At 52.6% G+C, this 26600-nt stretch carries 26 protein-coding genes and 1 tRNA gene; 4 read left to right on the forward strand and 23 right to left on the reverse strand.

Features of this window, described 5'->3' with window-relative positions; genetic code table 11:
- Position 1: 1 nt before the first annotated feature.
- From MHH78_RS22705 to aroA, 8 genes are all read right to left on the reverse strand, one after another.
- Positions 2-1408 carry a DUF4179 domain-containing protein gene (locus MHH78_RS22705; protein ID WP_341168882.1) on the reverse strand — a complete coding sequence of 469 codons (1407 nt, stop codon included), beginning with the start codon at positions 1406-1408 and terminating at the stop codon, positions 2-4.
- A gap of 1 nt (position 1409) precedes the next feature.
- A complete protein-coding gene (locus tag MHH78_RS22710) occupies positions 1410-1934 on the reverse strand; it encodes a sigma-70 family RNA polymerase sigma factor (RefSeq protein WP_341168883.1) in 525 nt (174 codons plus the stop codon).
- Positions 1935-2158: 224 nt separating this feature from the next.
- On the reverse strand, positions 2159-3925 hold the full coding sequence (gene ptsP / locus MHH78_RS22715; RefSeq protein ID WP_076074313.1) for a phosphoenolpyruvate--protein phosphotransferase: 1767 nt from the start codon (positions 3923-3925) through the stop codon (positions 2159-2161).
- Positions 3922-5808 (reverse strand): glucose PTS transporter subunit IIA, encoded by a 1887-nt coding sequence (locus tag MHH78_RS22720; RefSeq protein ID WP_036729487.1) that lies wholly within the window; start codon positions 5806-5808, stop codon positions 3922-3924. The genes ptsP and MHH78_RS22720 overlap by 4 nt, the downstream gene beginning before the upstream one ends.
- A 444-nt stretch (positions 5809-6252) precedes the next feature.
- The gene (locus MHH78_RS22725; protein WP_341168884.1) at positions 6253-6924 is read right to left on the reverse strand and encodes a hypothetical protein; all 672 of its coding nucleotides are present in this window, start codon (positions 6922-6924) and stop codon (positions 6253-6255) included.
- A 223-nt stretch (positions 6925-7147) separates the two neighbouring features.
- Positions 7148-7582: a CoA-binding protein gene (locus MHH78_RS22730; protein WP_076074885.1), complete on the reverse strand. Its 435-nt coding sequence runs from the start codon at positions 7580-7582 to the stop codon at positions 7148-7150.
- A gap of 225 nt (positions 7583-7807) precedes the next feature.
- Positions 7808-8359: a GNAT family N-acetyltransferase gene (locus tag MHH78_RS22735; protein WP_445668062.1), complete on the reverse strand. Its 552-nt coding sequence runs from the start codon at positions 8357-8359 to the stop codon at positions 7808-7810.
- Complete coding sequence (gene aroA, locus MHH78_RS22740) at positions 8347-9639, reverse strand: 3-phosphoshikimate 1-carboxyvinyltransferase (RefSeq protein WP_036695025.1); 1293 nt, start codon at positions 9637-9639, stop codon at positions 8347-8349. Before aroA ends, MHH78_RS22735 begins: the two co-directional genes overlap by 13 nt.
- Positions 9640-9765: 126 nt before the next feature.
- Here aroA and MHH78_RS22745 point away from each other — a divergent pair, with 126 nt between their 5' ends.
- Positions 9766-10071 (forward strand): rhodanese-like domain-containing protein, encoded by a 306-nt coding sequence (locus MHH78_RS22745; protein ID WP_341168886.1) that lies wholly within the window; start codon positions 9766-9768, stop codon positions 10069-10071.
- A gap of 42 nt (positions 10072-10113) precedes the next feature.
- Here MHH78_RS22745 and MHH78_RS22750 read toward each other — a convergent pair whose 3' ends face one another.
- The 4 genes from MHH78_RS22750 to MHH78_RS22765 all read right to left on the reverse strand — a co-directional run bounded on the left by MHH78_RS22750 (position 10114) and on the right by MHH78_RS22765 (position 14707).
- Positions 10114-10620 (reverse strand): shikimate kinase, encoded by a 507-nt coding sequence (locus tag MHH78_RS22750; RefSeq protein WP_340941374.1) that lies wholly within the window; start codon positions 10618-10620, stop codon positions 10114-10116.
- Positions 10621-10811: 191 nt separating this feature from the next.
- Entirely contained in the window at positions 10812-12224 is a 1413-nt protein-coding gene (gndA, locus tag MHH78_RS22755; protein ID WP_076074279.1) for an NADP-dependent phosphogluconate dehydrogenase, read from the reverse strand.
- Between the two features lie 264 nt (positions 12225-12488).
- Entirely contained in the window at positions 12489-13085 is a 597-nt protein-coding gene (locus MHH78_RS22760) for a hypothetical protein (protein WP_076074276.1), read from the reverse strand.
- A 332-nt stretch (positions 13086-13417) separates the two neighbouring features.
- Positions 13418-14707 carry an MFS transporter gene (locus MHH78_RS22765; RefSeq protein WP_341168887.1) on the reverse strand — a complete coding sequence of 430 codons (1290 nt, stop codon included), beginning with the start codon at positions 14705-14707 and terminating at the stop codon, positions 13418-13420.
- Between the two features lie 144 nt (positions 14708-14851).
- On the opposite strand from MHH78_RS22765, the gene MHH78_RS22770 reads away from it, so the two are divergent.
- A complete protein-coding gene (locus MHH78_RS22770; protein WP_036729506.1) occupies positions 14852-16327 on the forward strand; it encodes an aminotransferase class I/II-fold pyridoxal phosphate-dependent enzyme in 1476 nt (491 codons plus the stop codon).
- 77 nt (positions 16328-16404) lie between these two features.
- On the opposite strand, the gene MHH78_RS22775 is transcribed toward MHH78_RS22770, so the two are convergent.
- The 6 genes from MHH78_RS22775 to MHH78_RS22800 all read right to left on the reverse strand — a co-directional run bounded on the left by MHH78_RS22775 (position 16405) and on the right by MHH78_RS22800 (position 19882).
- Positions 16405-16728: a DUF1292 domain-containing protein gene (locus tag MHH78_RS22775; RefSeq protein ID WP_019911532.1), complete on the reverse strand. Its 324-nt coding sequence runs from the start codon at positions 16726-16728 to the stop codon at positions 16405-16407.
- A gap of 83 nt (positions 16729-16811) precedes the next feature.
- Positions 16812-17366: a copper amine oxidase gene (locus MHH78_RS22780; RefSeq protein WP_076074272.1), complete on the reverse strand. Its 555-nt coding sequence runs from the start codon at positions 17364-17366 to the stop codon at positions 16812-16814.
- A 258-nt stretch (positions 17367-17624) separates the two neighbouring features.
- Positions 17625-17861, reverse strand: coding sequence for a DUF3892 domain-containing protein (locus MHH78_RS22785; RefSeq protein ID WP_036695032.1), 237 nt, complete (start codon positions 17859-17861; stop codon positions 17625-17627).
- A 91-nt stretch (positions 17862-17952) separates the two neighbouring features.
- A complete protein-coding gene (locus MHH78_RS22790) occupies positions 17953-18396 on the reverse strand; it encodes a GNAT family N-acetyltransferase (protein ID WP_341168888.1) in 444 nt (147 codons plus the stop codon).
- Positions 18397-18519: 123 nt separating this feature from the next.
- On the reverse strand, positions 18520-18735 hold the full coding sequence (locus MHH78_RS22795; protein WP_076074250.1) for a hypothetical protein: 216 nt from the start codon (positions 18733-18735) through the stop codon (positions 18520-18522).
- A 70-nt stretch (positions 18736-18805) separates the two neighbouring features.
- On the reverse strand, positions 18806-19882 hold the full coding sequence (locus tag MHH78_RS22800) for a site-2 protease family protein (protein ID WP_076074247.1): 1077 nt from the start codon (positions 19880-19882) through the stop codon (positions 18806-18808).
- A gap of 503 nt (positions 19883-20385) precedes the next feature.
- On the opposite strand from MHH78_RS22800, the gene metG reads away from it, so the two are divergent.
- On the forward strand, positions 20386-22104 hold the full coding sequence (gene metG, locus MHH78_RS22805) for a methionine--tRNA ligase (RefSeq protein ID WP_341168889.1): 1719 nt from the start codon (positions 20386-20388) through the stop codon (positions 22102-22104).
- 41 nt (positions 22105-22145) lie between these two features.
- On the opposite strand, the gene MHH78_RS22810 is transcribed toward metG, so the two are convergent.
- The 3 genes from MHH78_RS22810 to MHH78_RS22820 all read right to left on the reverse strand — a co-directional run bounded on the left by MHH78_RS22810 (position 22146) and on the right by MHH78_RS22820 (position 24517).
- The gene (locus tag MHH78_RS22810; RefSeq protein WP_076074242.1) at positions 22146-23099 is read right to left on the reverse strand and encodes an aldo/keto reductase; all 954 of its coding nucleotides are present in this window, start codon (positions 23097-23099) and stop codon (positions 22146-22148) included.
- 153 nt (positions 23100-23252) lie between these two features.
- On the reverse strand, positions 23253-24062 hold the full coding sequence (locus MHH78_RS22815; RefSeq protein ID WP_341168890.1) for a helix-turn-helix transcriptional regulator: 810 nt from the start codon (positions 24060-24062) through the stop codon (positions 23253-23255).
- A gap of 32 nt (positions 24063-24094) precedes the next feature.
- Positions 24095-24517 (reverse strand): NUDIX hydrolase, encoded by a 423-nt coding sequence (locus tag MHH78_RS22820; protein WP_341168891.1) that lies wholly within the window; start codon positions 24515-24517, stop codon positions 24095-24097.
- A 194-nt stretch (positions 24518-24711) separates the two neighbouring features.
- Here MHH78_RS22820 and MHH78_RS22825 point away from each other — a divergent pair.
- Positions 24712-24783: transfer RNA gene (locus tag MHH78_RS22825), tRNA-Val, on the forward strand.
- A gap of 152 nt (positions 24784-24935) precedes the next feature.
- Here MHH78_RS22825 and MHH78_RS22830 read toward each other — a convergent pair.
- Together MHH78_RS22830 and MHH78_RS22835 are read right to left on the reverse strand one after the other, a co-directional pair.
- Positions 24936-25856 carry an Rpn family recombination-promoting nuclease/putative transposase gene (locus tag MHH78_RS22830; RefSeq protein ID WP_445668103.1) on the reverse strand — a complete coding sequence of 307 codons (921 nt, stop codon included), beginning with the start codon at positions 25854-25856 and terminating at the stop codon, positions 24936-24938.
- 133 nt (positions 25857-25989) lie between these two features.
- The gene (locus tag MHH78_RS22835; RefSeq protein WP_341168892.1) at positions 25990-26532 is read right to left on the reverse strand and encodes a hypothetical protein; all 543 of its coding nucleotides are present in this window, start codon (positions 26530-26532) and stop codon (positions 25990-25992) included.
- Positions 26533-26600: the final 68 nt, after the last annotated feature.

The following is a 26600-nucleotide window of genomic DNA, read 5'->3' on the forward strand; positions in this document are numbered from 1 at the left end:
ATTAGCGGATAGGGATGGATAGCTTCTCTTTGATCAGGGCTGGATACGCCTCAATAGTGAACGTCAGTGGCTGCGGGTATTTATTGCTGCCCAGACCACGGTAGTACATGTGAGGGATGGACTTCGCATTCTCCCGCTCAGTGCGCTGCGGAATATCGAACTCAAACTTGTCTGCTGAATGGACTGTACCTGCTCCATCGGTGAATTTTTGCCCCAGCATTAAGGTATTGTAAATACTGTTACTCTGTGCCTGAGAATCATATTCCAGCACCAGCGTGGAGCCCCTCTCCGTGTTGTGAACAGACATTTGCAGATTGTGGTCCGGAGCCTTGATAATTTGTTGCTTGTCGGTATCGATAATTAATTGGGTTGCCTGCTTATCCAACGCCAGAATCCCATTGATTTGCAGCTGGAGCGATTGTGTCGAGCTCCTGTCGTTCGCAAATATCAGTCTGCCCCCACTGTCCGTAAAGCTGGCGGCGCGTAAAGCCAGATACGAATAATCACCGCTGCCGCCTGCTAAGAACCCCGGTTTGTACATGGAGAAGATCTGTTTGGAGTTCAACGGGTCGCAGGTATAGTCCAGATAAATGCCGGAGGCGGCCAGATAGACCTCATTAATTTTAATTTTCTGACCGTCTATTTCCAGTGTTTTGTCTACATGTATGGTTTCTCCTGCCTTGGCGATCTGCTCCCGGTCCAGCGGAATGGCTACAGACAGTTTAGCTTGAAGGCTGTCTGCTGAAGCTGGGGTGAACTGTTTGTACTTACCAAGCTCCAGCTCAAACGTAATTTGATCCGGAAGAGCACCAGCGTCACTCTCCCACTGCCTTACTTCATAACCGTAGGTTATACGATTTGGGGAAATTGAATTATCAGGCCCCAGGGATGTATGCAAAGGATTTGAAACAGCTGATGTTAACTGAATATGTGCTACTCGGGCATTCTCATCAGTCTTATTCTGTAATGAATACAAAACGATAATCCCCTTCTGATCCGCAGCAATTCCATCTACAGTCAGGACAAATCCGTTCTGCTCCGTAGTAACACCAGTGACGCGCTGTACAAGGCCATCCTCGATTGCCGAAGATACAGCGTTTGTGGTCATCACAGCTGGAATGTACTTTTCAAAGGGTCCGTAGCTCTGAAATATTGCTGCCTGATCCGGAGCTGCCCCCTGTGACTTCAACACCTCACTCGCCCGGGGAAAGGAGAACAACAGCACAAGTCCAAGTACTGCCGCCGCTGTAGCCAGAGCATAACGCTTCCTTAATGACATAGAGCTTCTCCGGGAACGCGTTATGCCGTTGCGGATTGCCGTATTCAGCCGCATTTCTGGGATTTCCTCCGCTTCTGCCGACAAACTGTGGTAGTACTCCTTCAACAGCTCTTCTTCTGTATTGACCATGCTATAATCCCCCTTTGATTCTCATTTTGTCTCGCAACTGCTTAAGTCCCTTGTTCAGCCAGGTCTTGACCGTTCCTTCAGGCTTGCCCAGCACCTCGGCAATTTCTGTCAGCGTCATATCCCGGTAATACTTCAGCACAAGCACCTGACGGTATTTCGGCTTTACCGCTTCCAGGGCCTGCTCCATATCCAGCTTACGGTCACTGGTCATCTCCTGTAGTCCAGCGCTTGCCTGTTCCGGCACAGGAGCAGCCACCCGCTTCCTCCGTTTCAGTTCATCCTTACAGCAGTTGATCAGAATCCGGGTCAGCCAGGGTGCGAACCGGTCCTCATCCTTCAGGCTCCCGCGCTTCACCCAGGCCCGGTATGTAGTTTCCTGAACCATCTCGAGTGCCTCCGCCTCGCTGCGCAAGTAGCTGTACGCAATACTGTAGAGTATTTTCTTCTGCTCCAGTACCCGGTTGATAAACAACTGCTCCTGTTCATTCAAGTGGCGCACCTGCTCGCCTTCCCACGTATGCTCCATCCAGGCTTAGTCTCCCCTTTCTTTTTTTGACTTCTGTATATACTGACTGTCCCGCAGCCCAAACGGTTTTACTTTTTTTCAGGGCAGGCCTGTTCCCTCAGATCTCAAAACAAAAAGTCCGGTGTGTGGCCCCCTTGACCCTCACCCGGACTTAATTTAGATATTCTTACTGCTTGTCCTTGAAAACCCGATAACAAACCCGATAACGTTCAGCCGTTACCCGGCTATGATGTCTTCTCTTTGGAATCACCGCCGGCGCCCAGCGGGAATCCGCTCCGTGAGGCAAAAGCAGTAAGCTGCCCCTCTGTCTCGGAGCTGGTGCGGTTGCGGAAGCAGACCTTCGCAATCTCCCTGGCTTCAGAAGCCAGTGTGTTCAGTGTGCGGTGCTTCACCTTCAGCAAGGCTTGCGGCGACATGCTCAGCACATGGATCCCCAGCTCCAGCCAGAGCGGCAGTGAGCGCTCGTCTGCGGCCATCTCACCGCATACACTGACATCGATGCCTACGCTGCGTGCCGCATCCACCGTCATGCGGATCATACGCAGCACTCCCGGATGGTACGGATGATACATATGGGCAATCTGCTCATTCATCCGGTCCACAGCCAGTACATACTGCACCAGATCATTCGTGCCGATACTGAAGAAGTCCACTTCCTCCGCCAGCAGGTCGGCAATCATCACTGCGGCCGGAACCTCGATCATTATACCTACCTTCATGTCGCGGTTATACGGTACCCCCCGGCTATCCAGCTCGCTCTTTACCTCGTTCAACACTGCTTTGGCCGCCTGCACCTCTTCGACAGAAGAGATCATCGGGAACATCATCCGGACATTGCCGTAATGACTGGCCCGCAGAATGGCTGTAATCTGGGTTTTGAACATGTCCTTGCGGTCCAGGCTGATCCGGATGGCCCGGTAGCCGAGGAACGGGTTCTGCTCCTCCGGCAGCTGGAAGTAATCCAGATGCTTGTCTCCCCCGATATCAAGCGTACGGATGACTACGGTCTCCTTGCCGACTTTTTCCGCAACCAGCTTATAGACTTCGAACTGTTCATCCTCTGTCGGAAATGTACTACGGTCCATGTACAGAAACTCTGTACGGAACAGTCCCACTCCCTCGGCCCCGTATTTCAGTGCCATGTTCAGCTCCTTCACGGAACTGATATTGCCGGCCAGCCGCAGAGACACACCGTCCTTCGTCACCGCTTCGACGGTTGCAAGCAGCTCCAATTGCTCCCGCTTCCGCTGCTGCTTCGCACGTCTGGTGTTGAAGTCCAGCAGTGTGGATTCATCTGGATGAATCATAACCGCCCCGGTCTCCCCATCGAGCACCAGCATGTCCCCTGTCTGGATAGGAGTCAGGATCTTGTTCTCCAGGCCTGCCACCAGCGGAATGCCGAGCGCACGGGCCATGATGGAGGAATGCGAGGTTTTGCCGCCCATCATCGTCACGATGCCCAGCACATACGCCGGATTCAAATGCGCCAGCTGTGAGGGGGACAGCTCCTTCGCTACCAGAATATACGGCTGGGTATCCGACGGCAGAGTGACCTCCGGCGCACCCAGGAGATGCTTCAGCAGGCGGTTGCCGACATCCTTGATATCCACCGCACGTTCTTTCATATATTCATCGTCGAGCAAATCGAACATCGCCACGAAGTGGTCGATCGCTTCCTTGACCGCCACCTCGGCTGCCTTGTATTGGCGTTCGATAATGCCGCGGATTTCGCTCATGAACACCGGATCATCCAGGATCGCCAGATGGGCATCGAAAATGCTCGATTCCTCCGGTCCGACGACCTCGCGGAATTCTTTTTTGATAAACTCGATTTCGTCCTTGGAGGTCCGAATGCCTTCGTACAACCGTTCGAACTCCTTAGCCAGATCCACCGGATTCACCTGAGTGTCCGGCAGACTCCATTCCCAGTTCGGCAAGACAAAGGCCTTCCCAATGGCAACACCTGCTGCGGCGCCTACGCCTTGTATCATGCTTCGATCCCTCCAACATTGCTTTCATGTAGTACCACGGACATGACGGAAGACTGCCCCTTTTTCACGTTTTTGAATGGCGCGTAGCTCCAGGATTTGACCCGGTCCGGGTTGGTAATCACCATCGGTGTCGCCAGCGAAGCGGCATGCTCCTTCAAGAAGGCCAGATCAAACTTGACGAGCAGCTGCCCCGGCTCCACGCTGTCCCCTTCCTGTACAAGCGCCTCAAACGGCCCTTTAAGCTGCGAAGTGTCGATCCCGATATGCATGAGCACCTCCAGCCCTTCGGGCGTAGCAATGCCCACTGCGTGCATCGTAGGGTATACGTGCATCACCTTGCCGAATACAGGCGAGACCAGCTCTCCCTTTTCCGGGACAAAGGCCACTCCATCCCCCACCAGCTTCGCGGCAAAAATATGATCCGGCACCTCTTCAATCGGCATCATCCGCCCCTGGATTGGTGCACTGAACAGCACCTGCGGCAGATCGCGCAGCATCAGCTTGTCGATCTCTTCGCGAATCAGCTCCGAATACGTCCCGAAGACGACCTGCACATTGCCGCCGCCCAGCTTGATAATGCCTGCGGAGCCCAGCCCCTTAAGTGCACCTGTATCTATGAAGCGGTCGTTATGCACTGTTAATCTCAGCCGGGTGATGCAGGCCTGCACCTGCACAATGTTCTCCTTACCGCCCAGCGCCTCCAGAATCAGCGGAGCCTGATACGGGATATTGCCCGCCCAGTCGCCCAGCTCCGAGCCTTCCTCACGGCCCGGCGTAGGAATCTGGAACCGGCGGATCGCCCAGCGGAACACGTTATAATAGACAATGCCATAGCCGATCCCGATGGGAATCAGCAGCCAGGCCCGCTGGGACAGATGCATGTTGAGGAAGAAGTCGATGGTCCCCGCCGAATAGGAGAAGCCGTGATGAATCCCGAGCGAGTAGGTCAGCACCATGGCAAGCCCGGACATGACCACATGCAGCGCAAACAAATACGGCGACGCGAACAGGAAGGCGAATTCGATCTGCTCCGACACACCGGTCAAAAAGCACACTAAAGCTGCACGCAAAAAAGTCTTCTTGATCTTGGGCTTGAGGTCCTCTCGCGCTTCCTGAATGATTGCAAAGGCAATTGCGGGCAGGGCGAACATCATAATCGGGAACAGTCCGGCCATGAACACACCCGCTGTAGGATCACCGGCAAAAAAGCGCGGCAAATCCCCCTGTACGACTGCACTGCCGTCAGGCGTCGTAAAGGAGCCCAATTGGAACCAGAACACATTATTCAGAATATGGTGCAGGCCAAAGGCCGTCAGCACCCTGTACAGCACCCCGTAGACGAACACTCCATAGCCGCCGGTCACCTGCACTACCCTGAACAGCTCATTAAGCAACTCCTGTAGTAGCGGAGACACTCCGAGCATGACCCAGGCGAACAGCGCCGAGAATAAGCCCATGAACAGCAAAACAAAACGCGACCCGCCAAAAAACTGGATCGCCTCCGGCAGCTTGATATTCTTAAACCGGTTATGCGCTACACCGGCTACAATCCCCAGGATAATCCCAATTAATGTTGCAGGCTGTACAGCCCCGTCTCCCATGTTGGACACAATCCGGTCATAAGTGAACATCCCTGCGAGTGCGGCCAGTCCGGCCGGTCCGGCCTGATTGGACAACCCCCACGCCACACCGACAGCAAACAAATAAGGCATGAAATAGAATATTCCTTGCCCCGCGTACGTCGTCACTTCGGATACCGAAGAAAGTCCCCATGCAGACCACGGTAAGCTGCCCAGACTCAGCAGAATCGCTGCCGCCGGAAGCACCATGGTAGGAAGCATAATGGCTCTGCCCAACTGCTGCAAAGATCCGAGCCAATTCAAGGCGACCCTCTCCTTTCTTTCTATATTGAATGGTAAGCGTTACAGCAGTTTTTGTCAAAAGAATCTGGGGATGAAGAGGAGGTGAAGCGCGCTAAGAAGACGGCACCGTCAGCACCCTTCGCACCCTTCGCACCCTTCGCACCCTTCGCACCCTTCGCACCCGCTAAAGTGTAGCATGAGCATAGACAGCCTACCAATAGAGCGGTGATTGTATTTTGTACAACAGATTGGCCGAAATTCCGCTCATATCCACGATCTATTGTATTTCGTACATTAGAATTCTCAGAATTACATCATAACCAACCATAAATCAAAATTCTACTGTATAAAATGCAACAGAAGCTCGAAATCGCGGGTTTAGACTAAATTCTAATGTACAAAATACATTCACACTGGTGCGGCTGCGACTATTCAAATCCTTTTAAACAATGATGTCCCGTTTTCTCACCAACTCTGATCCTGATGCATGGGTCTAAGTACATAGGATCTTATCCCTCTTCCGCCAGCCACAGGCTGGAGCAGTCCTTTCTCGCTCAGAACGCTCAACAGTTTGCGTGCCGTTCTAAAGTTAATCTCGAAATAATCCGTTACATCTTTAGGACGAAGTGGTCTGCCCATCTGCCAGGCTAAACGTAACACGTCTTTTTCTCCAGACAACAGTTGTTCTCCGGCCACCCTGCTCCGCGCCAAATATGGCGCCAGCGCCAGCTGCAGCAGCATCCGGCACACTTCGGGACGCTGCTGGATGTCGTCGAACGAGAAGTGCAGCATCTTCCAGCCCATCCCGGTCAGGAAGGTGTCCCGGTTAAGCGCATAGTTGAACTTCTCCCGGTCCATATCCTTGATATGGCTCTGATAGCCGTCACACTCAATCCCGAAGCGGGTCCCGTTCTGCGGCAGAAAGGCAAAATCCAGAAACTGCGATTTCCGATTCCAGTCATACACCTCATATTCCGGGTGCAGCTGCTCCAGTGACTCGAATAGCGGCCACCATACATTCTGCAGAAATAACTTCTCCGCAAAGTTATGTCCGCGCAGCAGCCTCCCCCGGCGTTCCCCCGTTCTTCCATTCGTATGTGCCTCTATAAAGTTGCTGTGTGCCTGCCCAAATTCCATATCTACTTCCCCCTCCCTGAAAATACAAAAAACGCCCTTTCCCCATTTAAAATGGAGTAAAGGACGTTCTTCGTCTGTGTCAAGTATAGAAATACTTATTAGTGAAAACTAATCGAGAATGCAGCAACCAGGTCTGAGGTACGTTTGGCAAAATTTAATCTGGATAGCTCTGAACTACAAGTATATCCGGCATCTGTGTACCTGATCATGCATACGATTCGTCTTACCCCCGGCTCCGGCCCTTCATCGTGATCGCTTCCTCCACCTTGATGCAGCGGTCCATGATCGCGATCATGTCATGTGCAGCGGCGATGTCCGCTGCCTCCTGACTGATGATACCCTGCTGCAGCCAGAGCACGCGTGCGCCGATATCAGCAGCCTCCTGCGCAACAGCCGCGCAGTATTCACTGCGGCGGAACACATTCACAATATCCACCGGCTCAGGAATCTCCGCCAGCGTATGGTAGCATTTCTCGCCCAGGATCTCACCCTCTACCGACGGATTCACCGGAATAATCCGGTAGCCCCGGCTCTGCATAGCACCGGCTACCATATATGAGGTGCGATCTGTTTTGTCGGATAGGCCAACTACGGCAATATTGCCTGCTGCAGCCAGAATCTCGCCGATCTCTTCCCTGCTCGGGTTCTCAAAGCTCATGTGTATTACCCCTTCCCGTTGATTGCGCATCTGGTATCTCCTGCCAACTCCACTATGAGTTATTGTAGCGGGTTACCACGGCACATACCAGATTCGGCTATAACTACATCATACCGCGCATCAGGAAAAGTTCCAAATCTGAACCGTCCGCATGATCCCACTGTATTGATAGCTAAGGTAAGGTTTAAATGCTCTGTAACGTACGCTCGCTGCGCGGCAGCCATTTCAGTTCACAGTACATAGCCATACCATATGAACGGAATCCGGTCCCCAGTAATCCTGCACTGCTGTATAGGGCGTTCCGAATTTCCGCAGCCATCTGTCCTGGGCCCGCTTATATCCGCTGTCCAGGCAGAATTCGGAAATTCCCCGCTTTCTGAGAAAGGCCATGACCTCCTCAATTAAAGCTGAGCCCACACCCTGCCCCTGAAATTCAGGCAGGACATACAGGCTTCCCAGCTCACCGACAGCCGATAGGCGGTTATCGGTGCACTTCCGTATGTCCTCTCCGCAAGGCGAATAAGAAACAGTGCCGATTACCGCTCCGCCGCTTCTAGCCAGCCAGAAATACACATCCGTATCCTGCGGATTCAGCGCAGCATTGGCCATCTGTATCTTGGCTGCGGTCTCCTGCCGGATGTCTGCCTGCAGGTGACCCAATCCTTCCCGTTCGAAGGCGTCGGCGATCGTCACCTTGAACAGCTTCGATACGGAAGGGATGTCCTTCGGAGCAAGAGGTGTGATGCTTAATGAATCTAAAGTGCTCACTTCACCCATTCCACATCCGCACCCAGCAAGCGCAGGTGATCGAAATACTGCGGATAGGACTTCGCCACATGATGGGCATCCTTGATGAGCAGTGGCTGGCGGGCCCGCAGCCCTACTACAGTAAGCGCCATAATCACACGGTGGTCATAGTGGGCATTAATCGTTACGCCGCCTTCCACGCCTTCCGGTGTGCCATGCACAATGATCTCGTCCCGGCGTTCCTCGACCTTCGCACCGGCCCGGGTCAGCTCTGCCAGATAGTCCGTGATGCGGTCGCATTCCTTGTAGCGCAGATTCTCCACATTATAGAAACGTGAGGTCCCTTCGGCAAAAACCGCCGCGGCCACCATAGCCAGGACAGCATCAGTTGCCGCATCGCCGTCGAATTCCACCGCCTTCAGAATACCGTTCCCCTGCACATGCACTGTTCCGTTCTCATGGGTGAGCGGCACCTCCATCATCCGCAGCACATCAACAATGGCCCGCTCCCCCTGCTTGCTTCTCTCAGCCAGCCGGTGAATGGTCACATCCGACTTCGTCACCGCTGCGGCCGCAAGCACTGCGGCTGATCCCGGATAATCGCCTTGCACCGTATAGGTCTTGGCAGCATAGGTCTGGCGTCCAGGCACCTTGAAGGACATATAATCGTCCGCCGCATGTACGATAATCCCTGCCTGCTCCAGCACCTCCAGCGTCTGCCCGATAACCACCTTGGATTTCAGATCATCCAGCACGATGATCTCACTGTCTTCTTCAAGCAGCGGGGTCAGGAATAAAAGTGCGCTGAGATACTGCGAGCTGACGGCACCGGAGACGGTAATCCGTCCGCCCTGCGGCTTGCCGCCGCGGATCGTAATCGGCAGTCTTCCGTTATTATGCTCTACTTCCACGCCGAGCTGGCCAAGTGCCAGAATCAGGTCGTCATGCGGCCGCTTGCCCAGAGAATCGGGATACGTATTCACGAAAGTAACCTCCGGGCTAAGCGCAGCCACCGCCATCAGAAACCGGAGGACTGCGCCGGCATTCCCTACATTCAGCTCCTTGACGTCACGGGGATGGCGGCCGAACCCCTGTACTACGATTTTCTCATCATCTTCGGTCAGGACTGCACCGAGATCAGCGATACATCTGCGGATCGCGTCGCTGTCCTCGCTGTGGGCAGGATGGTAGATCGTGCTGACTCCTTCAGAGAGAGCGGCTACCAGCAGGTAACGCGTGGTGTAGTTTTTGGAGGACAGGGCTCCGAATTCTCCTTGCAGCGTCGGCGTAGGCCTAACAATAACGTCCATAGTATAAGCGCTCCTTCATCATATATAGTCTGTATGTACGGTCCTGTTTGACAGGGTAATCCGCAGTTGTGTTATCATTGCGTGAAGAAAGTCCATTCCCATTCAGGCAGAAAAGAGGGTACTATCATGAATAAAATTCCGCAAATTACACCGCAGGAGCTGCGTAAACGGCTCGCTGCCGGCGAAGAGCTTGTACTGATCGACGTCCGTGAAGAGGATGAGGTTGCCTTCGGCATGATTCCCGGTGCGCAGCATATCCCGATGGGCCAGATCCCGCAGCAGACGGACAAGCTTCCGTCAGATACGGAGATCATCTTCATTTGCCGTTCCGGCAACCGCAGCCAGCGGGTCTGTGAATACCTGCAGCAATTCGGCATTCAGGGCTCTAATCTTAGCGGCGGCATGATCGAATGGGATGATACCGAAGCGTAATTGAACATCATCCTGATGCTAAGCGCCAACACACATAAAAGCTCAAGCGCGGTGACGCAGTAAAATGTATTGCGAGACCTCAGCCACATTCAGCTCCGTTGTATCGACCGTGCAATGCGCGAAACGGTAAGCTTCCCTGCGCTGTTCCATAATGGAACGGACCCGGTTTGCCGCATTGCCGGCGAGCAGCGGCCGGTTCTCATCCCCGCTGACCCGTTCAATAATGGTATCCTCCGAAGCTGTAAGGGCCACTACGAATCCATGCTCCAGCATGGCTTCGGCATTCCCCGGCGCAAGCACCGCCCCTCCGCCTGTAGAGATTACTCTGCGCTCTCCCTGCAGCATTTCCTGAAGTACCGCTGATTCAATGCTCCGGAATGCCTGCTCTCCGCCTTCTGCGAAGATATCCGCAATACTGCGGCCTTCTCTTCCCGTAATTACTGCATCCAGATCAACCAGTTCATAATCAAGCTCCTCGGCCAGAATGGCGCCTACTGTGGATTTACCCGTAGCCATCATCCCGACGAGAATGATATTTCGATCGTCCATAACAACCTCCAAGCCGCGACATTTGTCATATCATAACACAGGGTGAAAAGTTTGCACAATGCCGGCAGCCTTCATTTTCAGGCGGGCTGTGCCTGCCATGGCTATGCCTCATGGATGCAAAAAACCCGAAAGCCCTCCGCATGAAGCGGAAAGCATCTCGGGTTCCTGAGCATTAAGCTGAACGCTGCCTGTTACTCTGCCAGCCAGTTGTGGTGGAACACGCCTTCTTTGTCCACACGTTTGAAGGTGTGAGCGCCGAAGTAATCGCGCTGTGCTTGCAGCAGGTTCGCCGGAAGACGTTCTGTACGGTAGCTGTCGTAGTATGCAAGGGCGCTGGAGAATCCCGGAACCGGAATACCCAGAGTTACAGCCGAAGCGATAACCTTGCGCCATGCCGACTGGTAGTTGTCCATAACATCCTTGAAGAACGGATCAAGCAGAAGGTTCTTCAGCTCTGCATTATTGGCATAGGCATCCGTGATGTTCTGCAGGAACCGGGAACGGATGATGCAGCCGCCGCGCCAGATCTTGGCCAGCTCGCCGTATTTCAGATTCCAGCCGTATTCGTCAGAAGCCACACGCAGCTGGGCGAAGCCCTGGGCATACGATACGATCTTGCTGGCGAACAACGCTTTACGCACGTTCTCAATGAATTCAGCCTTGTCACCATCGAATGGAGCCGTAGCAGGGCCGCTTAGCACCTTGCTGGCTTCAACGCGTTCTTCCTTCATGGCAGACAGGAAGCGGGAGAAGACGGATTCGGTAATCATGGACAGCGGAACGCCGAGATCCAGCGAGCTTTGGCTTGTCCACTTGCCGGTACCCTTTTGTCCGGCAGCATCAAGGATTACGTCCACCATCGGCTTGCCGGTCTCTTCGTCATACTGGGCGAAGATATCCTTCGTAATCTCGATCAGATAGCTGTCCAGCTCGCCGTTATTCCACTCTGCGAAGGTGCTGTGCAGCTCCTTGGCATCCAGACCCAGAACGTCCTTGAGCAGGTGGTAGGCTTCGCCGATCAGCTGCATGTCACCGTACTCGATGCCGTTATGCACCATTTTGACATAGTGTCCTGCACCGTCCGGCCCGATATATGTACAGCAAGGCTCTCCGCCCACGTGGGCTGAAATCGCCGTAAGGATAGGTTCAACCAGCTTATACGCACTTTCTTGACCGCCTGGCATAATGGAAGGGCCCTTGAGTGCGCCTTCTTCACCGCCGGATACGCCGGTGCCGACGAAGCGGAAGCCTTTGTCTTCAAGATATTTGCTGCGGCGTACGGTGTCAGGGAAATAAGCGTTACCGCCATCGATGATGATATCGCCTTGATCCAAGTACGGCAGAAGCTGCTCAATGGTGGCATCCGTAGCCTGGCCTGCCTGAACCATGATCAGAATCTTGCGCGGTACTTCCAGTGATTGTACGAACTCTTCAACGGAGAACGTGCCCACCAGGTTCTTGCCTGCTGCTTCTGCAACCAGATCATGTGTCTTCTCCGGGGAACGGTTAAACACGGATACGCTGAAGCCTTTGCTCTCGATGTTAAGAGCCAAATTTTTGCCCATTACCGCCAAGCCAATAACGCCGATTTGTTGTTTTGACATCTGGTTCTCCACCCTTTGCACCCTGTATTTTTGTGAAATCCATTTCTCGCAGTATAAGAATACCACCCTTTGTCAGAGACAGCAAAGTTCTGCCTGCGAAAGAGAGATCAATTTCATTGACAAACTTCGATCCATCAGGGAAATTGCTCACAATGACTATTTTAACGGTTTTGTCCGCAGAAGTGAACCCCCTCCTCCAGAAAGGCACAATAAAAGGACACCCCGTTATGGGATGCCCTTAATCGCAATTATTCACTCAGTGCACTACCACTCCAGCGCTGCCAGCTCCCTGGTCAATTGCTCAAGCCTCACTGTGCTGGCCGCCACCGCTTCCGTATCGCGCTCACGCATAGCTTCATTCAGCAAGTCGAGCTGTTCATCCACGGCAAGCCTGCGGTCACGGATCCGCTCTTCGCCCTCTATGGAGTAGAACAGCTTCGTCAGCTCCTGATCCGACAGCAGCGGCCCCTTCTGGTACAGCACACGCTGCTGATAACCGGAAATCTCCACCAGGCGGATGACTTCACCGAATAAAATATTCTCTATAATGATCTGACGGTCGCGGAAGCGCTTGACAACGGCATGACCTCTCATATCCCCAATCAGCTTCTCCATCCATTCTGACAGGCGCGCATCACGGATCATGTAGTCTCCCACCAGCTTGAAGCCGTCCTTAATCCGCTGGAAGCGCAGCTTCACAAGCTTGCGGCCGGTGCGCACCGAAATAAGAAAAACACTCTCGTTCTCACTCCAGTACAGGGAATAACCTTCCTTGATCAGGTCCTTGATTAGATCCTGGATATGCTCTCTGTCGAACCGCAGCTCCAGATTGCAGTACTCCACTTCATCGTTTTTGTTCACGGCACTCCCCCCTAACTGCTTGATTTAAGCATAGTCAGCTTCACGGCCTAACCTAAGAGTAGAACAGACTGCCGGACCTCCGCTTGCACCTTGATTCTTTGTGTGGCTTACACTTATTTTATACTTCATAATATGTAGCGGTAACTTGGTTTATTGACTATTTTTACCCGTTTTTAGCCTTTTCCAAACGCTGGAACCCGTTTTAGGAGAGTTGGACCAGCCTTTTTATATGCAAAAACAGCAATAAAGCCGCATTGCGCCTCCTTTTCAGGCAGTCTACGGCTTATTGCATTTCCACACCGGTCTACTCCCCCCCCCTGTGTCCGCTCTACTCAGTGCGCCCTGCCGTGCTTCAGCTTCGTCCGGTGGACGATCAGCAGATGCAGGCCGAATAACACAACCATTACTCCCGCGCTGGCCAGAAAAGGGGCACCGTGGCTGACCGTATCCCACAGCTTGCCTGACACCACCGGACCGGCAACCATCCCTGAGCCCTGCAGCGTCAGGAAAAGTCCCCAGACGGTCCCGCGCTCGCCCTCCGGCACCTGCTTGGCCAGGAAGGCGTTCCACGCCGGGAGAATCAGCGCATAGCTGATCCCGACCAGCGCCACCGCCACGAAGGCCAGCGGCAGCCAGCGGACCTGTGAAAAGAAAGCCATGGAGCAGGCTGCCAGCAGGAAGCCGATATTAAGGAAGATGGAGGTGCCGACCTTATCGACCAGCTTCCCGGCGGGTATAAGGGTTAGCACGGTAATCCCTCCCCCGGCAATCAGCAACAGGCTGAACTGGTTGGGGGTGACATACAGTTCCGAACGTGCGAACAAGGTGACCACCGGGGTCATAAGCCCGATCGCAAAAGCCTGCAGGAACAATGCCGGGAACAGCAGGCGGCTTACCTTCAGGGAGGAGGTGACCTGCTGCCAGGTCCGCTTCAGACTCTCCAGGGGCCTTACCGGCTTACGCGGCACCGGTGGCCCCTCCGCCGATATCTCTCGGACAACGCGCGGCGCATGACCGCCGATCTTCGAGGGCAGGAACAGCGCCACGGCTACAACAGCAGCAGCGAAGCCCATCAGCACCAGGAAGACCGTCCGGTAGCCCTGTCCGCCATGATCCATCATGAAGTTGACGATAATCGGACCGACGCCGGTTCCGGCCAGTGAGGCCATCTCCACCGCCCCCATGGCTGCGCCGCTGCTTCCGCTCCGGGTAGAGCCTGCCAGCTCGGTGATGCCGGTCATCGTACAAGGCCACAGCGGCGAGGTGCCGATCCCCAGAATCAGACAGGCGAGGGACAAGCTTACGGCATCTTTGGCATAGATAATCAGCCCGACTGCCACCAGCAGCAGCAGCAGCGCTCCTGTCATCGTCCAGCGGTAGCCGATCCGCTCCATGACCCAGCCGAACGGACTGCGGAACAGGTTATCCCCGAGATACTGCAGCGCGAAGGCGAACCCGACCACCGTTACGGAGAGGCCCAGAATATTCTCCATATAGACCGGCAGCAGAGCTACCAGCAGAGATCCTTTGACGAATTCGACCAGGAAAATAATGATCCACATTTTTAATATGAACGGTGAGGCTAAACTGATATGCATACGTTCCGCTGCTTTGCCAGACATTTCATCACATCCTAGTATTATGTTGATTGATTTGTTATACTGATGCTTGCTCAAGTAGAAATAGGTATTCTGTCCCTCCGGGGACGCCTTTTGCTTCAGCGAAATCAAAAAACCACTCTTCGCGAAAGGTTGTGACAGCATTAAATGAATCAACAAGCTACTCCCCTCTTCACTGCTCTCAAAAAGCATGCCGCCGGAAATCCAGTTCAATTCCATATTCCGGGACATAAGAAGGGGCTAGGGACCGATGCCGAATTCCGTGAGTTTATCGGCGATAACGCTCTATCCATAGATTTGATCAATATTGCACCGCTTGATGATCTTCATCAGCCCACCGGGGTTATTCTTGAAGCTCAGAAGCTGGCTGCAGAGGCTTTCGGCGCCGATTACACGTATTTCAGTGTACAAGGCACGAGCAATGCCATCATGACTATGATCCTCTCTGTCTGCTCAGAAGGAGACAAAATTATTGTGCCGCGCAATATTCACAAATCGGTAATGTCGGCCATTATTTTCTCCGGAGCCAAGCCTATTTTCGTCTCTCCTGTACAGGATGAGAATCTTGGGATAGACCACGGCATAACCACCAGCTCGCTGGAACGGGCTTTAAGGCGCCATCCGGATGCCAAGGGTGTCCTCGTTATCAATCCGACGTATTTCGGCGTATGCGCCGACCTCCGTTCGATTGTCGACCTGGCCCACAGTTACGGGGTTCCCGTACTTGTGGACGAGGCACATGGAGTACTGATTCATTTTCATGAGGACTTACCGGTATCGGCCATGCAGGCCGGTGCAGATATGGCAGCAACCAGTGTGCATAAGCTGGGCGGCTCCATGACGCAGAGCTCGGTACTGAACCTCAATGCCAAGACGGGTCTTGTCAACCCACAGCGGGTACAGACCATTCTCAGCATGCTGACCACCACTTCAACCTCATATATTCTGCTTGCCTCTCTGGATACCTCCAGACGCAACCTTGCCCTGAACGGCCATGAGATGGCGGCGAGAACCATCGCCTTGTCCAATTATGCCCGCAATTCGATCAACGAGATCGAGGGGCTGTACAGCTTCGGCAAAGAAATTCTCGGAACAGAAGCCACCTTCAATCATGATCCGACGAAGCTGAACATTCATGTACGGCATCTGGGTATTACTGGTTACGAGACCGAGAACTGGCTCCGGCAGAAGTATAACATCGAAGTTGAACTCAGCGACATGTATAATATTCTTTGCCTGATTACCCCTGGAGATACTAAGGAATCTGTAGATAAGCTGCTTGCGGCGCTGCAGGTGCTCTCAGCGATCCATTACAGCAAGGGTGAGATCTATGAGCTTAAGGTACAGGTGCCGAATATTCCGCAGCTGGCCCTAATCCCGAGAGATGCCTTCTATGCGGATACGCAGCTGATTCCCTTCCGGGAGTCTGCCGGCTACATTATTGCAGAATTCATCTACGTCTATCCGCCGGGAATTCCTATTCTTCTCCCTGGAGAAGTTATTACCCAGGATAATATCGACTATATCATTGACCATGTAGAAATCGGATTGCCTGTCAAAGGACCCGAGGACCGCAGCATTACCAATATAAAAGTAATCGTCGAAGCAGAGCCGATCTCCTAAGGCTTGTCCTATAGCAGTGCGACATGCAAAACCCCGATACGTATAGAGTATCGGGGTTTTGCATGAATGCCTGAAATCTATTCTTGCTGGGCAAGCAGCTCGTTATAAGCTTCTTCAACAGCTTTCCATTCAGCTTCATCTTCAATGTTGTACAGAACCATTTCCTCGTCTTCTTCTTCCATACGAAGGATGATTCCGTCTGCTTCCGGATTCTCGCGCTCAAGCAGCAGGGCGTACAACTTCTCGCCTACGTCGAACGTTTCTACCAGTACCATTTCTACATCTTCGCCCTGCTCGTTCGTCAAGGTCAGCACAAACTCCTCGTGCTCATGGTCGTGATCATGTCCGCAACCGCATGCTTCACCATGTTCATGGCCATGCTCATGTTTGTGATCGCTCATTGTAATACCTCACTTTAATTGAATTATCCTACATTTGGTATCGTAACACGTAAGATAAGGACAGGTCAATTTGCAGGAGGGACTTAATTTTTGGATGAAGCCGTAACTACCTTCTCGGATACAAGAACGTAATCTCCGTTCTTCGACGCCTTCATGAAGAAGCCTACGCTATATTTGCCCGGTTCCTTGAAATCATAGGTGAACTCCGGTGTGGAGAACCAGAAATCCTCATTCTTGGAGCCGACGGCATCCTCGAGAATATCCTTCACATTCCCGGCAGGATCGGTGATTGCCACCTTCACGGCAGCGATGCTGTCCTTCAGGCTGTCCACCTGCGTCAGAATCTTCATCTTCAGCTTGCCTGTGTTGACATTGCCGAATACCGTGTCGCCTTTGAACAGGACGATATGAACATTCGGCTTGAGGATCGTCACTCTGCCTGAGCCGTCCCAGCTGACGACACCTCCGGCCTCCCTGGCGGGAATATAGGTCTTGCCGTCAATCAAATAGCCGCCGTCGGCTATTTCCTTTCCATTGCTCCATACTTTGATCTTCTGGTTCACAGCGTCCGCGAACAAATAGGAGCTTCCCATCATGAAAAACACAACCGTGCACAGAGCAATTTTTCTCCATCTCATTGTAAAGCCCCTCCAAATAATTCATGCTGTTAATGTATACTGCTATGACTTCGACAAGTTGCGCAGAATTCAGGGATTTATTTCTTTTTGCAGAAGAAAAGAAAAACAAGCCCTTCAGCAACCGGTTTCGGCATGTACAGCAGACCTTAAACGAAGTATTTTCAGAGAAGCCGGAGTCCCCCTTAGCACATAGAAACGGCCGGACTTCAGCGCCTGTAAGACGCCTGTCCGGCCGTTCCCCCTGTTATCTATGCCCGGCTAAAATTGCGGAAGCTGATCCAGATTATTCGTAGGATCTCCATCTGCATCGCCGCGGATATACATTTCGCCGTCTTTGCCCTTAAATACATTGACCCCTGCGATGCTGCCGGACTGAACCTCCTGAAGTGCCTGCTGATAATCCAGCACGCGTCCGGAGGAGGTCTGGAACCCGGTCAGGTCCCCGTCACCGTTACGTTTGGCGGCAATAAAGCGTTCCCGTTCTTGATTCATCACTTAGGATCGTCTCCTTCGCACTAGAATTAGCCAGCTACCCTGGCCCGATTCTAGCTTGTCCATCGCAGCGAAAGAGTATGTACCCGGCAGATTACAGGGCTTTACTCATTCTTACATGAAGAATCCCTGCATCATAGAAGGGCTCCTTGGAGATTACTTCATAGCCGAGCTTGCTGTAAAATGGTTCTGCTTGACACTGGGCATCCAGAATGGAAGCCTGCAGACCCAGCTCACGTGCCCGCTCTTCCATAGCCAGCAGCAGGATACGTCCGCATCCCTTAGCGCGGAAGGCCTCCTGAACGGCAATCCGCTGCATCTTGGCAGTGTCCGCTTTATAATAGATCAGCCGGCCGGTTGCAGCCGACTGCCCGCCCTCCATGAGCAGGAAATGATGCACATGCTCACTAATGGCATCATATTCATCGATCTCCTCTTCTACCGGCACCTTCTGTTCTTCCACAAACACCTTCTTGCGGATCTCCAGCGCCATTTGAAGCTGCTCCTCTGTAGTAACATGTACGATTTCCACTGCCATCTCCCTGGCTCCTCTCTATAGCTCCAATCAATATGGAGCATTATACAGAATTATTAATATCCTGTATAGAGCCTGAGAGCTTCAGGGCAAGGCCCTTGGACAGGGAACCTCCGACCACCTTATTTACGGAGTCTCATAGACCTCCTCGGGAATCGAGCGGTCATACACATCCCGCAGAACCGGCGAGGTCAGGCTATCCCGTGAATTCAGACTCCCGTCCAGTCCGGTCATCCTGTGAACATCCGTATATTCAGGAACCTGCTTACCTGCCGTACATCCGGCGATTCCCAGAAGGAGACATGCTCCAATCCATAAGAGACATACTCTTGCCAACCGCATTGTTGTTAACCTCCTCATCCTTCTCGGCTCTTAACAGCTTTGACGAATCGGGAGGTTCATAAACGAAGCTTTACAGATTTACATTGCCAACTACATGGACAAGATACATCATACCCCCAAGAACTCCGGCAAGGACAAAATACGCGGCCCCATATCTCCAGCGGGTAGCAGCCGGTACTTCATAGTACTTGTCATTGTCATATACCGTGAAGCTGATCTCACAGGTCATCTTCATCTGCAGGCTGGCATCCACATACAGCTGATCGAGCTGCACGACTTTGACTTTTCCGATCAGCGACTGCACCGGCATGGTCGTCGTTCCATAGTAATCCAGGTTATCCCAGCGTACGCCGACAAACTGCTGGCGGTTCAAATCACTGTAGGTGGTGAACGGCAGCTCCCGCTTATGCTCGGGGCCGGGGATCAGATATCCTTGCTCCTGCAGATCCCCGATGGGGATCAGGAAGCTTTTGAGCACAGTATGCATCTGATTCTTCGTCCTTCGGCTGATGTACTTCTTATACATATCATAAGCGAACATTACCCAGATGATGGAGAACAGGATGGATTTCAGATAAATAATTACAGCCAGGCCGCCAACGAGCCCTACTAGCCATAACCAGCGTGTTACCGCCGTGGCAATTCGCCCCCCATCCAGCGGATGGATCGGCAGCAGGTTAATCAAGTTAAGCAAGAACCCGACGTATGCCAGCGAGTATAACAAAGGACTATGATAATAATAAGCCGCTCCGAATACTACAACCGCACCAATACTCCCGAGTATAGGGCCGCCAAAAGCGACATAAGCTTCCTGTCTGGCATCCAGCGGCTGCCGCTTCATCGTAATGAGTGCACCCATAAACGGAATAAACAGCGGCGCGCTCACCGGCAACCCAATCCGCTTGGCAGCGATCACATGGCCGATCTCATGAACGAACATTAAGGCAACGAAGCCCACCGCGAATTGCCATGGCGAGATCAGGGCATAAGCCCAGATGGATACCATCATGGAGATCAGCGGACCTGCGATTTTACCCAGCTTAAGCAGAGAGATAATGGCTTTTCCCTTAAGCAGCAGCAGTACTGCCCCACTCCCCAGCCACCCCCATGCGCCCGAGCTTTTTTTCTCCTGTTTGTTTTCCTGCAATAGTCTCAATCTCCTTTTGATCACTGTGTCGCTTCACTTCCAGGCCACGGATGAGGCACTCCTCTGCTTCCCGTTAGCCCTTACTCTCTACTGTCGCACAGGAGTGCAGTGGATTGCAAATAGACTTACGGTGTTGACAAATCTCCCGGCCTGCGTATATGATATCCAGTAATTAGGATAACCACAATAGCTGCGAAGAGAAAGAGTACCCTGGCAATTCTTCCACAGAGAGCTCCGGATGGTGAAAAGGAGCAAAGAAAACCCTCGGGAATATGGTCTCAGAGCTGCGCACCGAACCCCGGCATGAACGGGTCGTAGGCTGCGCCGGAACCCGCATCCGTTACCATGCTAGGGTATACCCGCTTTAATCTGCGGACGTACCTGAAGAGGTGGATGCCGCGAGGCATTGATGAATTTGGGTGGTAACACGTGAGCACAGGCTCTCGTCCCTTTAGGGGATGAGTGCCTTTTTTGCGTCCACATAATTTAAGGAGGAGAGAAATATGACTAACATTTTTATTGGAGGGGCTTGGCCTTATGCCAACGGCTCCCTGCATCTGGGCAGACTCGCCAGCATTCTTCCGGGAGATATTCTGGCCCGCTACCACCGTGCTAAAGGTGATGCTGTGCTCTATGTATCCGGCAGTGACTGTCACGGTACCCCCGTTGCTGTACAGGCGGCGCAGGAGGGGGTATCGCCGGGTGAATTCGCCAGCCGGTATCATGAGGAGTTCGCCGATTGCTTCCGTGCCTTAGGCTTCACCTATGACTTGTATACCCGGACCGATCAGGCCCATCACCACAGTACGGTGCAGGAGCTGTTCCTTAAGCTGCTGGATCACGGATATCTGTACCAAAAACCCGGTCTCCAGTGCTATTGTGAGCAGGACCAGCGCTTCTTGCCGGACCGTTATGTCAATGGCCTCTGCCCGGTCTGCGGACAGCAGGCCCGGGGGGACCAATGCGATTACTGTTCAACGATTCTCGATCCGGTGGATCTGTTGGAGCGCACCTGTGTCCTCTGCGGCTCTACGCCTGTGCTGCGCTCTACTCAGCATTACTATCTGTCGCTGTCCAGCTTCCAGCAAGCACTCACAGAATATGCTGATTCCGCGCAGGGCTGGAGAGACAATGCCGTCCGTCTAACCCGCAGATATCTGCAGGAAGGCCTGCAGGACCGCGCAGCAACACGCGATCTGGACTGGGGCGTGGATGTCCCCATTGAAGGCTTCGCAGACAAGAAAATCTATGTCTGGATCGAAGCCGTTAGCGGCTATCTGTCTGCCAGCAAACAGTGGGCGGAGCAGACCGGAGGACGCTGGGAGGAGTTCTGGTCCGTACCATCCGGGCAGGATAACGATGGGCAGCCGCCTATAACCGCTTACTATGTGCACGGGAAGGACAATATTCCTTTTCACAGCCTGATCTGGCCCGCCATCCTGCTGGGAGCTGAGGAGCTGCATCTGCCGGACCGGATCTTCTCTTCGGAGTATCTGACCCTGGAAGGACAGAAATTCTCCACCAGCCGCAACTGGGCGGTCTGGGTGCCGGATATTCTCAGCCGGTATGACCCTGACTCGGTCCGTTATTTCCTGACTGCGAACGGCCCCGAGAAGCGCGATGCCGACTTCTCCTGGAGAGAGTTCATCTACAGCCATAACAGCGAGCTGCTGGGCGCATTCGGCAATTTCGTCAACCGCAGCCTCGTATTCGTGAATAAGTTCTGGAAGGGCAGAGTTCCAGATGGAGTCTTGGACGAAGCATGGGTTAGCAGTCTGGAGCAGCTGTATAAGGAGGCAGGAAGGTTAATTGAAGCCGGACATTTCAAGGAAGCCCTGGAGTTCATCTTCTCGCATATCCGCCAGGCCAACAAGTATTTCGATCAGCAGCAGCCATGGCTCCAGATCAAGCATGATCCTGCGGCCGGGGCTAACACGCTGTACACCTGTGTTCAGATTATTGCCAATCTGTCTAACCTGCTGAACCCGTTCCTCCCCTTCTCCTGCGAGAAGATTAGAGGCTTCCTGTCCATAGAACAGCCTGTATGGCATCCGGTATCCGTCCTTGCAGAGCAGCCTATATCGGAGCTTGAATTACTGTTTGAGCGGATAGATGTAGAGCGCATAGAGGAGGAAATAGAGCGGATGAAAGACAAAAGCGTCCTGCCTCTCATACCGCTCACGAGAGCAAGCGGCGAAGGCAGGAACGCTCCAGGGGCTTAATATTGATGAATACACAGCGGCTGTCCGCTCTGTGTGATAACTTAGTTCTGGCCGGGGTAACGTGCTCCGGCTGCAATACCTTGCGGGGATATCCGTTCAATCCGGGCGAGATCCTCTGCCGTCAATGTAACCTGAAGCGCTCCGAGGTTCTCTTGTACCCGCTCCAGCCGCTTGGTGCCGGGAATCGGCACGATCTGCTCCCCTTGTGCAAGAAGCCAGGCCAGCGCAAGCTGTGCCGGGGCGCAGCCCTTCTCGGCTGCCATCTGCCCGATCAGCGAGACGACCTCCAGGTTCCGGATGAAGTTCTCTCCCTGGAACCGCGGGTAATGGCGGCGGTAATCATCCTCCGGCAGATCCTCGAAGCTCTTGATCTGTCCAGTCAGAAAACCGCGGCCCAGCGGGCTATAAGGAACGAAGCCGATGCCCAGCTCCTTGACCAGCGGCAGAATCTCATCCTCCACCTCCCGGCTCCAGAGCGAATACTCTGTCTGCAGGGCGGTCAACGGATGCACCGCATGTGCCCGGCGGATCAGTTCAGGCGAAGCCTCGGATAAGCCGATATAGCGGATCTTCCCTTCCTTGACGAGGTCAGCCAGGGTGCCGGCGGTTTCCTCAATAGGGATGTTCGGATCGGGACGGTGCTGATAGTACAGATCGATATAATCTGTGCCGAGTTGATAGAGGCTGGCATCTACGGATTTTTTGATATAGGCCGGGTCTCCCTTGGGTCCCTGAGTATGCGTAATGCCGAATTTGGTCGCAATCACAGCCCGATCTCTCCGGCCCTTAAGCGCCCGCCCGAGAAGCCGTTCATTGCCGCCGAAGCGCTGCTGCTCGAAGGCTCCATAGATATCCGCTGTGTCCAGCAGAGTTACGCCCAGATCAAGCGCGCCATGAATGGTTCGTACAGACTCTTCATTATCCGGCATCATCATCGTTCCGAGTCCCAGAGCCGATACGATCAGCCCTTCGTTCCCAAGTGTTCTTGTGTGCATATGGTTGCCTCCTCTTGTCCCTGTAATAGATCTTATGAACATGACCTTATTTTAACCGTCCTGCCGTGGAGCAGCCACAGTACGTTCATGCTAGTAAGATCATTACCAGGGAGCAGCAGACCAGTAAGATATGCGCCTTCAGGTGATCCTCTACTACGTTATGACAGGGGTATAGATACAAATATGCAGACCCGGGTGATCCGCCAGATTCGCCATCGAATTGATATCGTAGACTACAGGCTGGCTCGTGCCAAGACTCTCTATGACCACACGGTTGACCTTCTTGCCTTGAATATTGTGCTGCTTCCACATCTCAGCGAAATCCGCACTGTCCTCCAAGAGCTGATCGACCATTTCCTTGTACCAGGGATCGTGCAGGTTCATGTCATAATAGGTTCTGTACACCCCTACTGAATAGAGAGCGAACTCCTCCCAATTCAGCATCCGGCAGCGCAGCTCCGGATCCAGGAACAGAAGACGCATCATAATGCGCTCTGAAGTATGCAGACTGCCGAAATCACTAAGGACTTCACTCGCCCTATCATTCCAGGCCAGTACCTCAGACCGCTCATTCGTAATAAAAGACGGATAAGTCAATTGGCGGATAATATCCCGCCACTGCGGATTCAGCTCCGGACTGGCTGTATCTATAGAAGCAAGTGTATCCGGCAAGCCCGGATTCCATAGCTCGAACAGATGCTTGCGCTCATCTGCCGACAACCGCAGCGCCTGACTGAGACTCTCCATGACCTCTCTGGAGGCGGTAACCTCCCTGCCTTGCTCCAGCCAAGTATAATAGGTGCTGCTGAGACCAGCCAGAACCGCAACCTCCTCCCGACGCAGCCCTGGTGTTCTGCGCTGACTGTTCGTTTCCTTGATCCCTACAGCTTCAGGCTGCAGACGTTCCCGGCGTGATCTCAGGTAGTCGCCAAGACGCCTAAACCTTGTAATCTCGTAACTCATGAGCTGGGCTTCCTTTCCGCATTACAATTGATTCACAGGTACTTCACATGTTCACATACTCTCTGATATAGCGTGGGGTAAATCCCCGGGTATGTCACCGCCTGCGGCAGCTCGCTGAAGCTTCGAAGCTCCGCCATTTCGTACGGGGGCAAATTTCCGAACCTTTTGACATCTGCATAATACAACATCCCGTAGCTCTCTGCCAGTTCACTACTTCTGACAGAATAGATGCATAACGGATGCAGCTCGTATTCTTCAGCGCCTGTCTCTTCATACAACTCTCTTACCGCAGCTTCCCCGGGACTCTCGCCCGCCTCAATATGCCCGCCGGCAAATTCCCATGTAGACCGCTCACGGTGCCGCACCAGTACCCAATCCTTCCCTTGCTTCATAAAAATCACTACATACTTGAGACTCACCCCAGGGCACTCCGCTTCATGCAATGTTACGATCATGATAGAATTCCACCTTTTATGTTGGTTAAGGAACTTCCTTGCAACTGCCATTATTGTAGTATTGTATGGATTGGGTGTCGTGGGTTTTTGTCACTGCGGCGGTGTGACAGGGTCGTGCTTAACGGTATCATCTATGCGTATTAAAAAATCTCTTGCCATTCCCTCACGTCCTGTGTTATTATAAATTTCGTTGCAGGACGGTAGCTCAGCGGGAGAGCACTATCTTGACAGGGTAGGGGTCATGGGTTCGAACCCCATCCGTCCTATAAATGGAAAGCCTTAAAGAAACGAAGCCGATCATATGATCGGCTTCGTTTTTCTTTGTTATCATTGCAGCAGTTTTAAATTTTGAATTCCATTGCCCCATTGCCAAGAGCTTTCTAGCAGTTTCTCTTTTTTCTCATCGGTTCATTCATGGTCAGTGTCTACCCATTTGTGATTTCAAGCTTAAAACTTCTTGCTCTGAGAGGCCTGAGGCTCTAACAATAATTGAGGTTTCCACTCCAAGAGCAAGAAGTTCACGCACCATTGTCTCTGCCTTTTTTCGCTCACCTTCTGCTCGTCCCTCTGCTCGCCCCTCAGCAATACCCTCAGCTCGTCCCTCAGCTCGCCCCTCAGCCTTAGCACCATTCATTCGTGATGCCTCATCACGCAAATACTTCATCCGGGCTTCATACTCCATCCTTGTAGCGGCATCCTGACTCAGGAACTCCAGCGTATCCATTGCTTTTTTCAACATCGGTTCATTCATGGTCAGCACCTCCCAATTTGGTTGTTCAACACCCTTCAGGAATAACAGCCAGTTGATCAGACCACCAGTTAATGGAACGGCCTGCTCCTCAAGCTTTGTTAATTCCATCACATGAATCTCCAGATCGTTGTTCAACTGAATTCCGGTGTGATCTTCCCGAAGATGAAACACATTATGATGGCGGTCATTAGGAAGACAGGAATAGTTCAGTATATTGATCGTCACACACTTCTTCAATTGACTGTAATCGTCGCCTTTTTGAATTTGGTGGTAATACATCTCGCTCCAGTAGAACAGTGTCCGCTTCTCCATATTGTATGGATTAAACAGCTGCATTTCGATGTTGATCCGTTTGCCCTCAGCCGTCTTGGCCTTGATGTCCAGAATAGACTGTTTATCCGCTGGAGCATCCTTATCAGTGTACGGATTCATTAATACAATCTCTGTCAGCGGGGGTTCGCCTGCCTCCATAAAGGTACTGTTGAGGAAGGCCAGCAGGACATCCTTGTTATTCTCACTGCCGAAAATTTTCTTGAAGATAAAGTCATTCCGTGCGTCGAGTAGTTCCACGATTATCACTCCAATCATATACATTGATTATATCATGGCAGAACTACTCGTTGTAGAAAAAGCCAGCCTTTGGGGCCCCATATACTGCTATTCTGTCCCCAAGACTCAAAGAAACATACTAGCACATGCTTGATCGTCAGCCCTCCCCCTTTTACCTTAACGTGATCGCCATTCGCTTATCCACCAATACGACGGCGTCTGCTTGACCCTTACCGTTGAACATGGCTGAAATCACATATATTTTCGTGTCATCTTCCGCTTTCGCCACCCACTCTTTCTCCTGCAAATATCGCTTGTTGGTGGCATCGTAAGCATAATCCAGGTTGCGCTCCATCTCCTTCAGATATTGATCGCCATAGATTTGTTTGAAGTCATCCTTAGACATGCCAATTTTAAAACCGCCAGTGGTTTCATATGTATCTTTCGATTCCTCTGCCAGAGTAATCCCTGCCACTTTATCCTCCCGGTACATAATCCTCACGCCAGAGCTATACATGACTGAATTCGCAATATCCTTATCCTCCCCCTTACCCAATACCTCTTCCGCTTCTGCACGGCTCATTCCATACTCAACAACGGCTTTATGATCGTTCACCTTTTGGATGGCTAAGTCTTTAGTGGTTACCCCGTCTTTGGAATCCCCACAAGCTGTCAATACGAACAAGAACAATACTACCAGTAACATTTTTCTCATAATACCCTCCCAGATGTTTTTATCTAAAGTTTACCATGTCAGGAGGAATACGAAACAGGCGCGTCCCT

Source organism: Paenibacillus sp. FSL H3-0333, assembly GCF_038002805.1.
Classification (GTDB): domain Bacteria; phylum Bacillota; class Bacilli; order Paenibacillales; family Paenibacillaceae; genus Paenibacillus_AQ; species Paenibacillus_AQ silagei.

Excerpts from the sequence above, each read along its gene's own strand:
- MHH78_RS22705 (WP_341168882.1), bottom strand. The coding sequence starts at position 1,408 with ATGGTCAATACAGAAGAAGAGCTGTTGAAGGAGTACTACCACAGTTTG.
- MHH78_RS22710 (WP_341168883.1), bottom strand. The coding sequence starts at position 1,934 with ATGGAGCATACGTGGGAAGGCGAGCAGGTGCGCCACTTGAATGAACAG.
- ptsP (WP_076074313.1), bottom strand. The coding sequence starts at position 3,925 with ATGATACAAGGCGTAGGCGCCGCAGCAGGTGTTGCCATTGGGAAGGCC.
- MHH78_RS22725 (WP_341168884.1), bottom strand. The coding sequence starts at position 6,924 with ATGGAATTTGGGCAGGCACACAGCAACTTTATAGAGGCACATACGAAT.
- MHH78_RS22730 (WP_076074885.1), bottom strand. The coding sequence starts at position 7,582 with ATGAGCTTTGAGAACCCGAGCAGGGAAGAGATCGGCGAGATTCTGGCT.
- MHH78_RS22735 (WP_445668062.1), bottom strand. The coding sequence starts at position 8,359 with ATGGGTGAAGTGAGCACTTTAGATTCATTAAGCATCACACCTCTTGCT.
- aroA (WP_036695025.1), bottom strand. The coding sequence starts at position 9,639 with ATGGACGTTATTGTTAGGCCTACGCCGACGCTGCAAGGAGAATTCGGA.
- MHH78_RS22745 (WP_341168886.1), top strand. The coding sequence starts at position 9,766 with ATGAATAAAATTCCGCAAATTACACCGCAGGAGCTGCGTAAACGGCTC.
- MHH78_RS22750 (WP_340941374.1), bottom strand. The coding sequence starts at position 10,620 with ATGGACGATCGAAATATCATTCTCGTCGGGATGATGGCTACGGGTAAA.
- gndA (WP_076074279.1), bottom strand. The coding sequence starts at position 12,224 with ATGTCAAAACAACAAATCGGCGTTATTGGCTTGGCGGTAATGGGCAAA.
- MHH78_RS22765 (WP_341168887.1), bottom strand. The coding sequence starts at position 14,707 with ATGTCTGGCAAAGCAGCGGAACGTATGCATATCAGTTTAGCCTCACCG.
- MHH78_RS22770 (WP_036729506.1), top strand. The coding sequence starts at position 14,852 with ATGAATCAACAAGCTACTCCCCTCTTCACTGCTCTCAAAAAGCATGCC.
- MHH78_RS22775 (WP_019911532.1), bottom strand. The coding sequence starts at position 16,728 with ATGAGCGATCACAAACATGAGCATGGCCATGAACATGGTGAAGCATGC.
- MHH78_RS22780 (WP_076074272.1), bottom strand. The coding sequence starts at position 17,366 with ATGAGATGGAGAAAAATTGCTCTGTGCACGGTTGTGTTTTTCATGATG.
- MHH78_RS22790 (WP_341168888.1), bottom strand. The coding sequence starts at position 18,396 with ATGGCAGTGGAAATCGTACATGTTACTACAGAGGAGCAGCTTCAAATG.
- MHH78_RS22795 (WP_076074250.1), bottom strand. The coding sequence starts at position 18,735 with ATGCGGTTGGCAAGAGTATGTCTCTTATGGATTGGAGCATGTCTCCTT.
- metG (WP_341168889.1), top strand. The coding sequence starts at position 20,386 with ATGACTAACATTTTTATTGGAGGGGCTTGGCCTTATGCCAACGGCTCC.
- MHH78_RS22810 (WP_076074242.1), bottom strand. The coding sequence starts at position 23,099 with ATGCACACAAGAACACTTGGGAACGAAGGGCTGATCGTATCGGCTCTG.
- MHH78_RS22815 (WP_341168890.1), bottom strand. The coding sequence starts at position 24,062 with ATGAGTTACGAGATTACAAGGTTTAGGCGTCTTGGCGACTACCTGAGA.
- MHH78_RS22820 (WP_341168891.1), bottom strand. The coding sequence starts at position 24,517 with ATGATCGTAACATTGCATGAAGCGGAGTGCCCTGGGGTGAGTCTCAAG.
- MHH78_RS22830 (WP_445668103.1), bottom strand. The coding sequence starts at position 25,856 with ATGATTGGAGTGATAATCGTGGAACTACTCGACGCACGGAATGACTTT.
- MHH78_RS22835 (WP_341168892.1), bottom strand. The coding sequence starts at position 26,532 with ATGAGAAAAATGTTACTGGTAGTATTGTTCTTGTTCGTATTGACAGCT.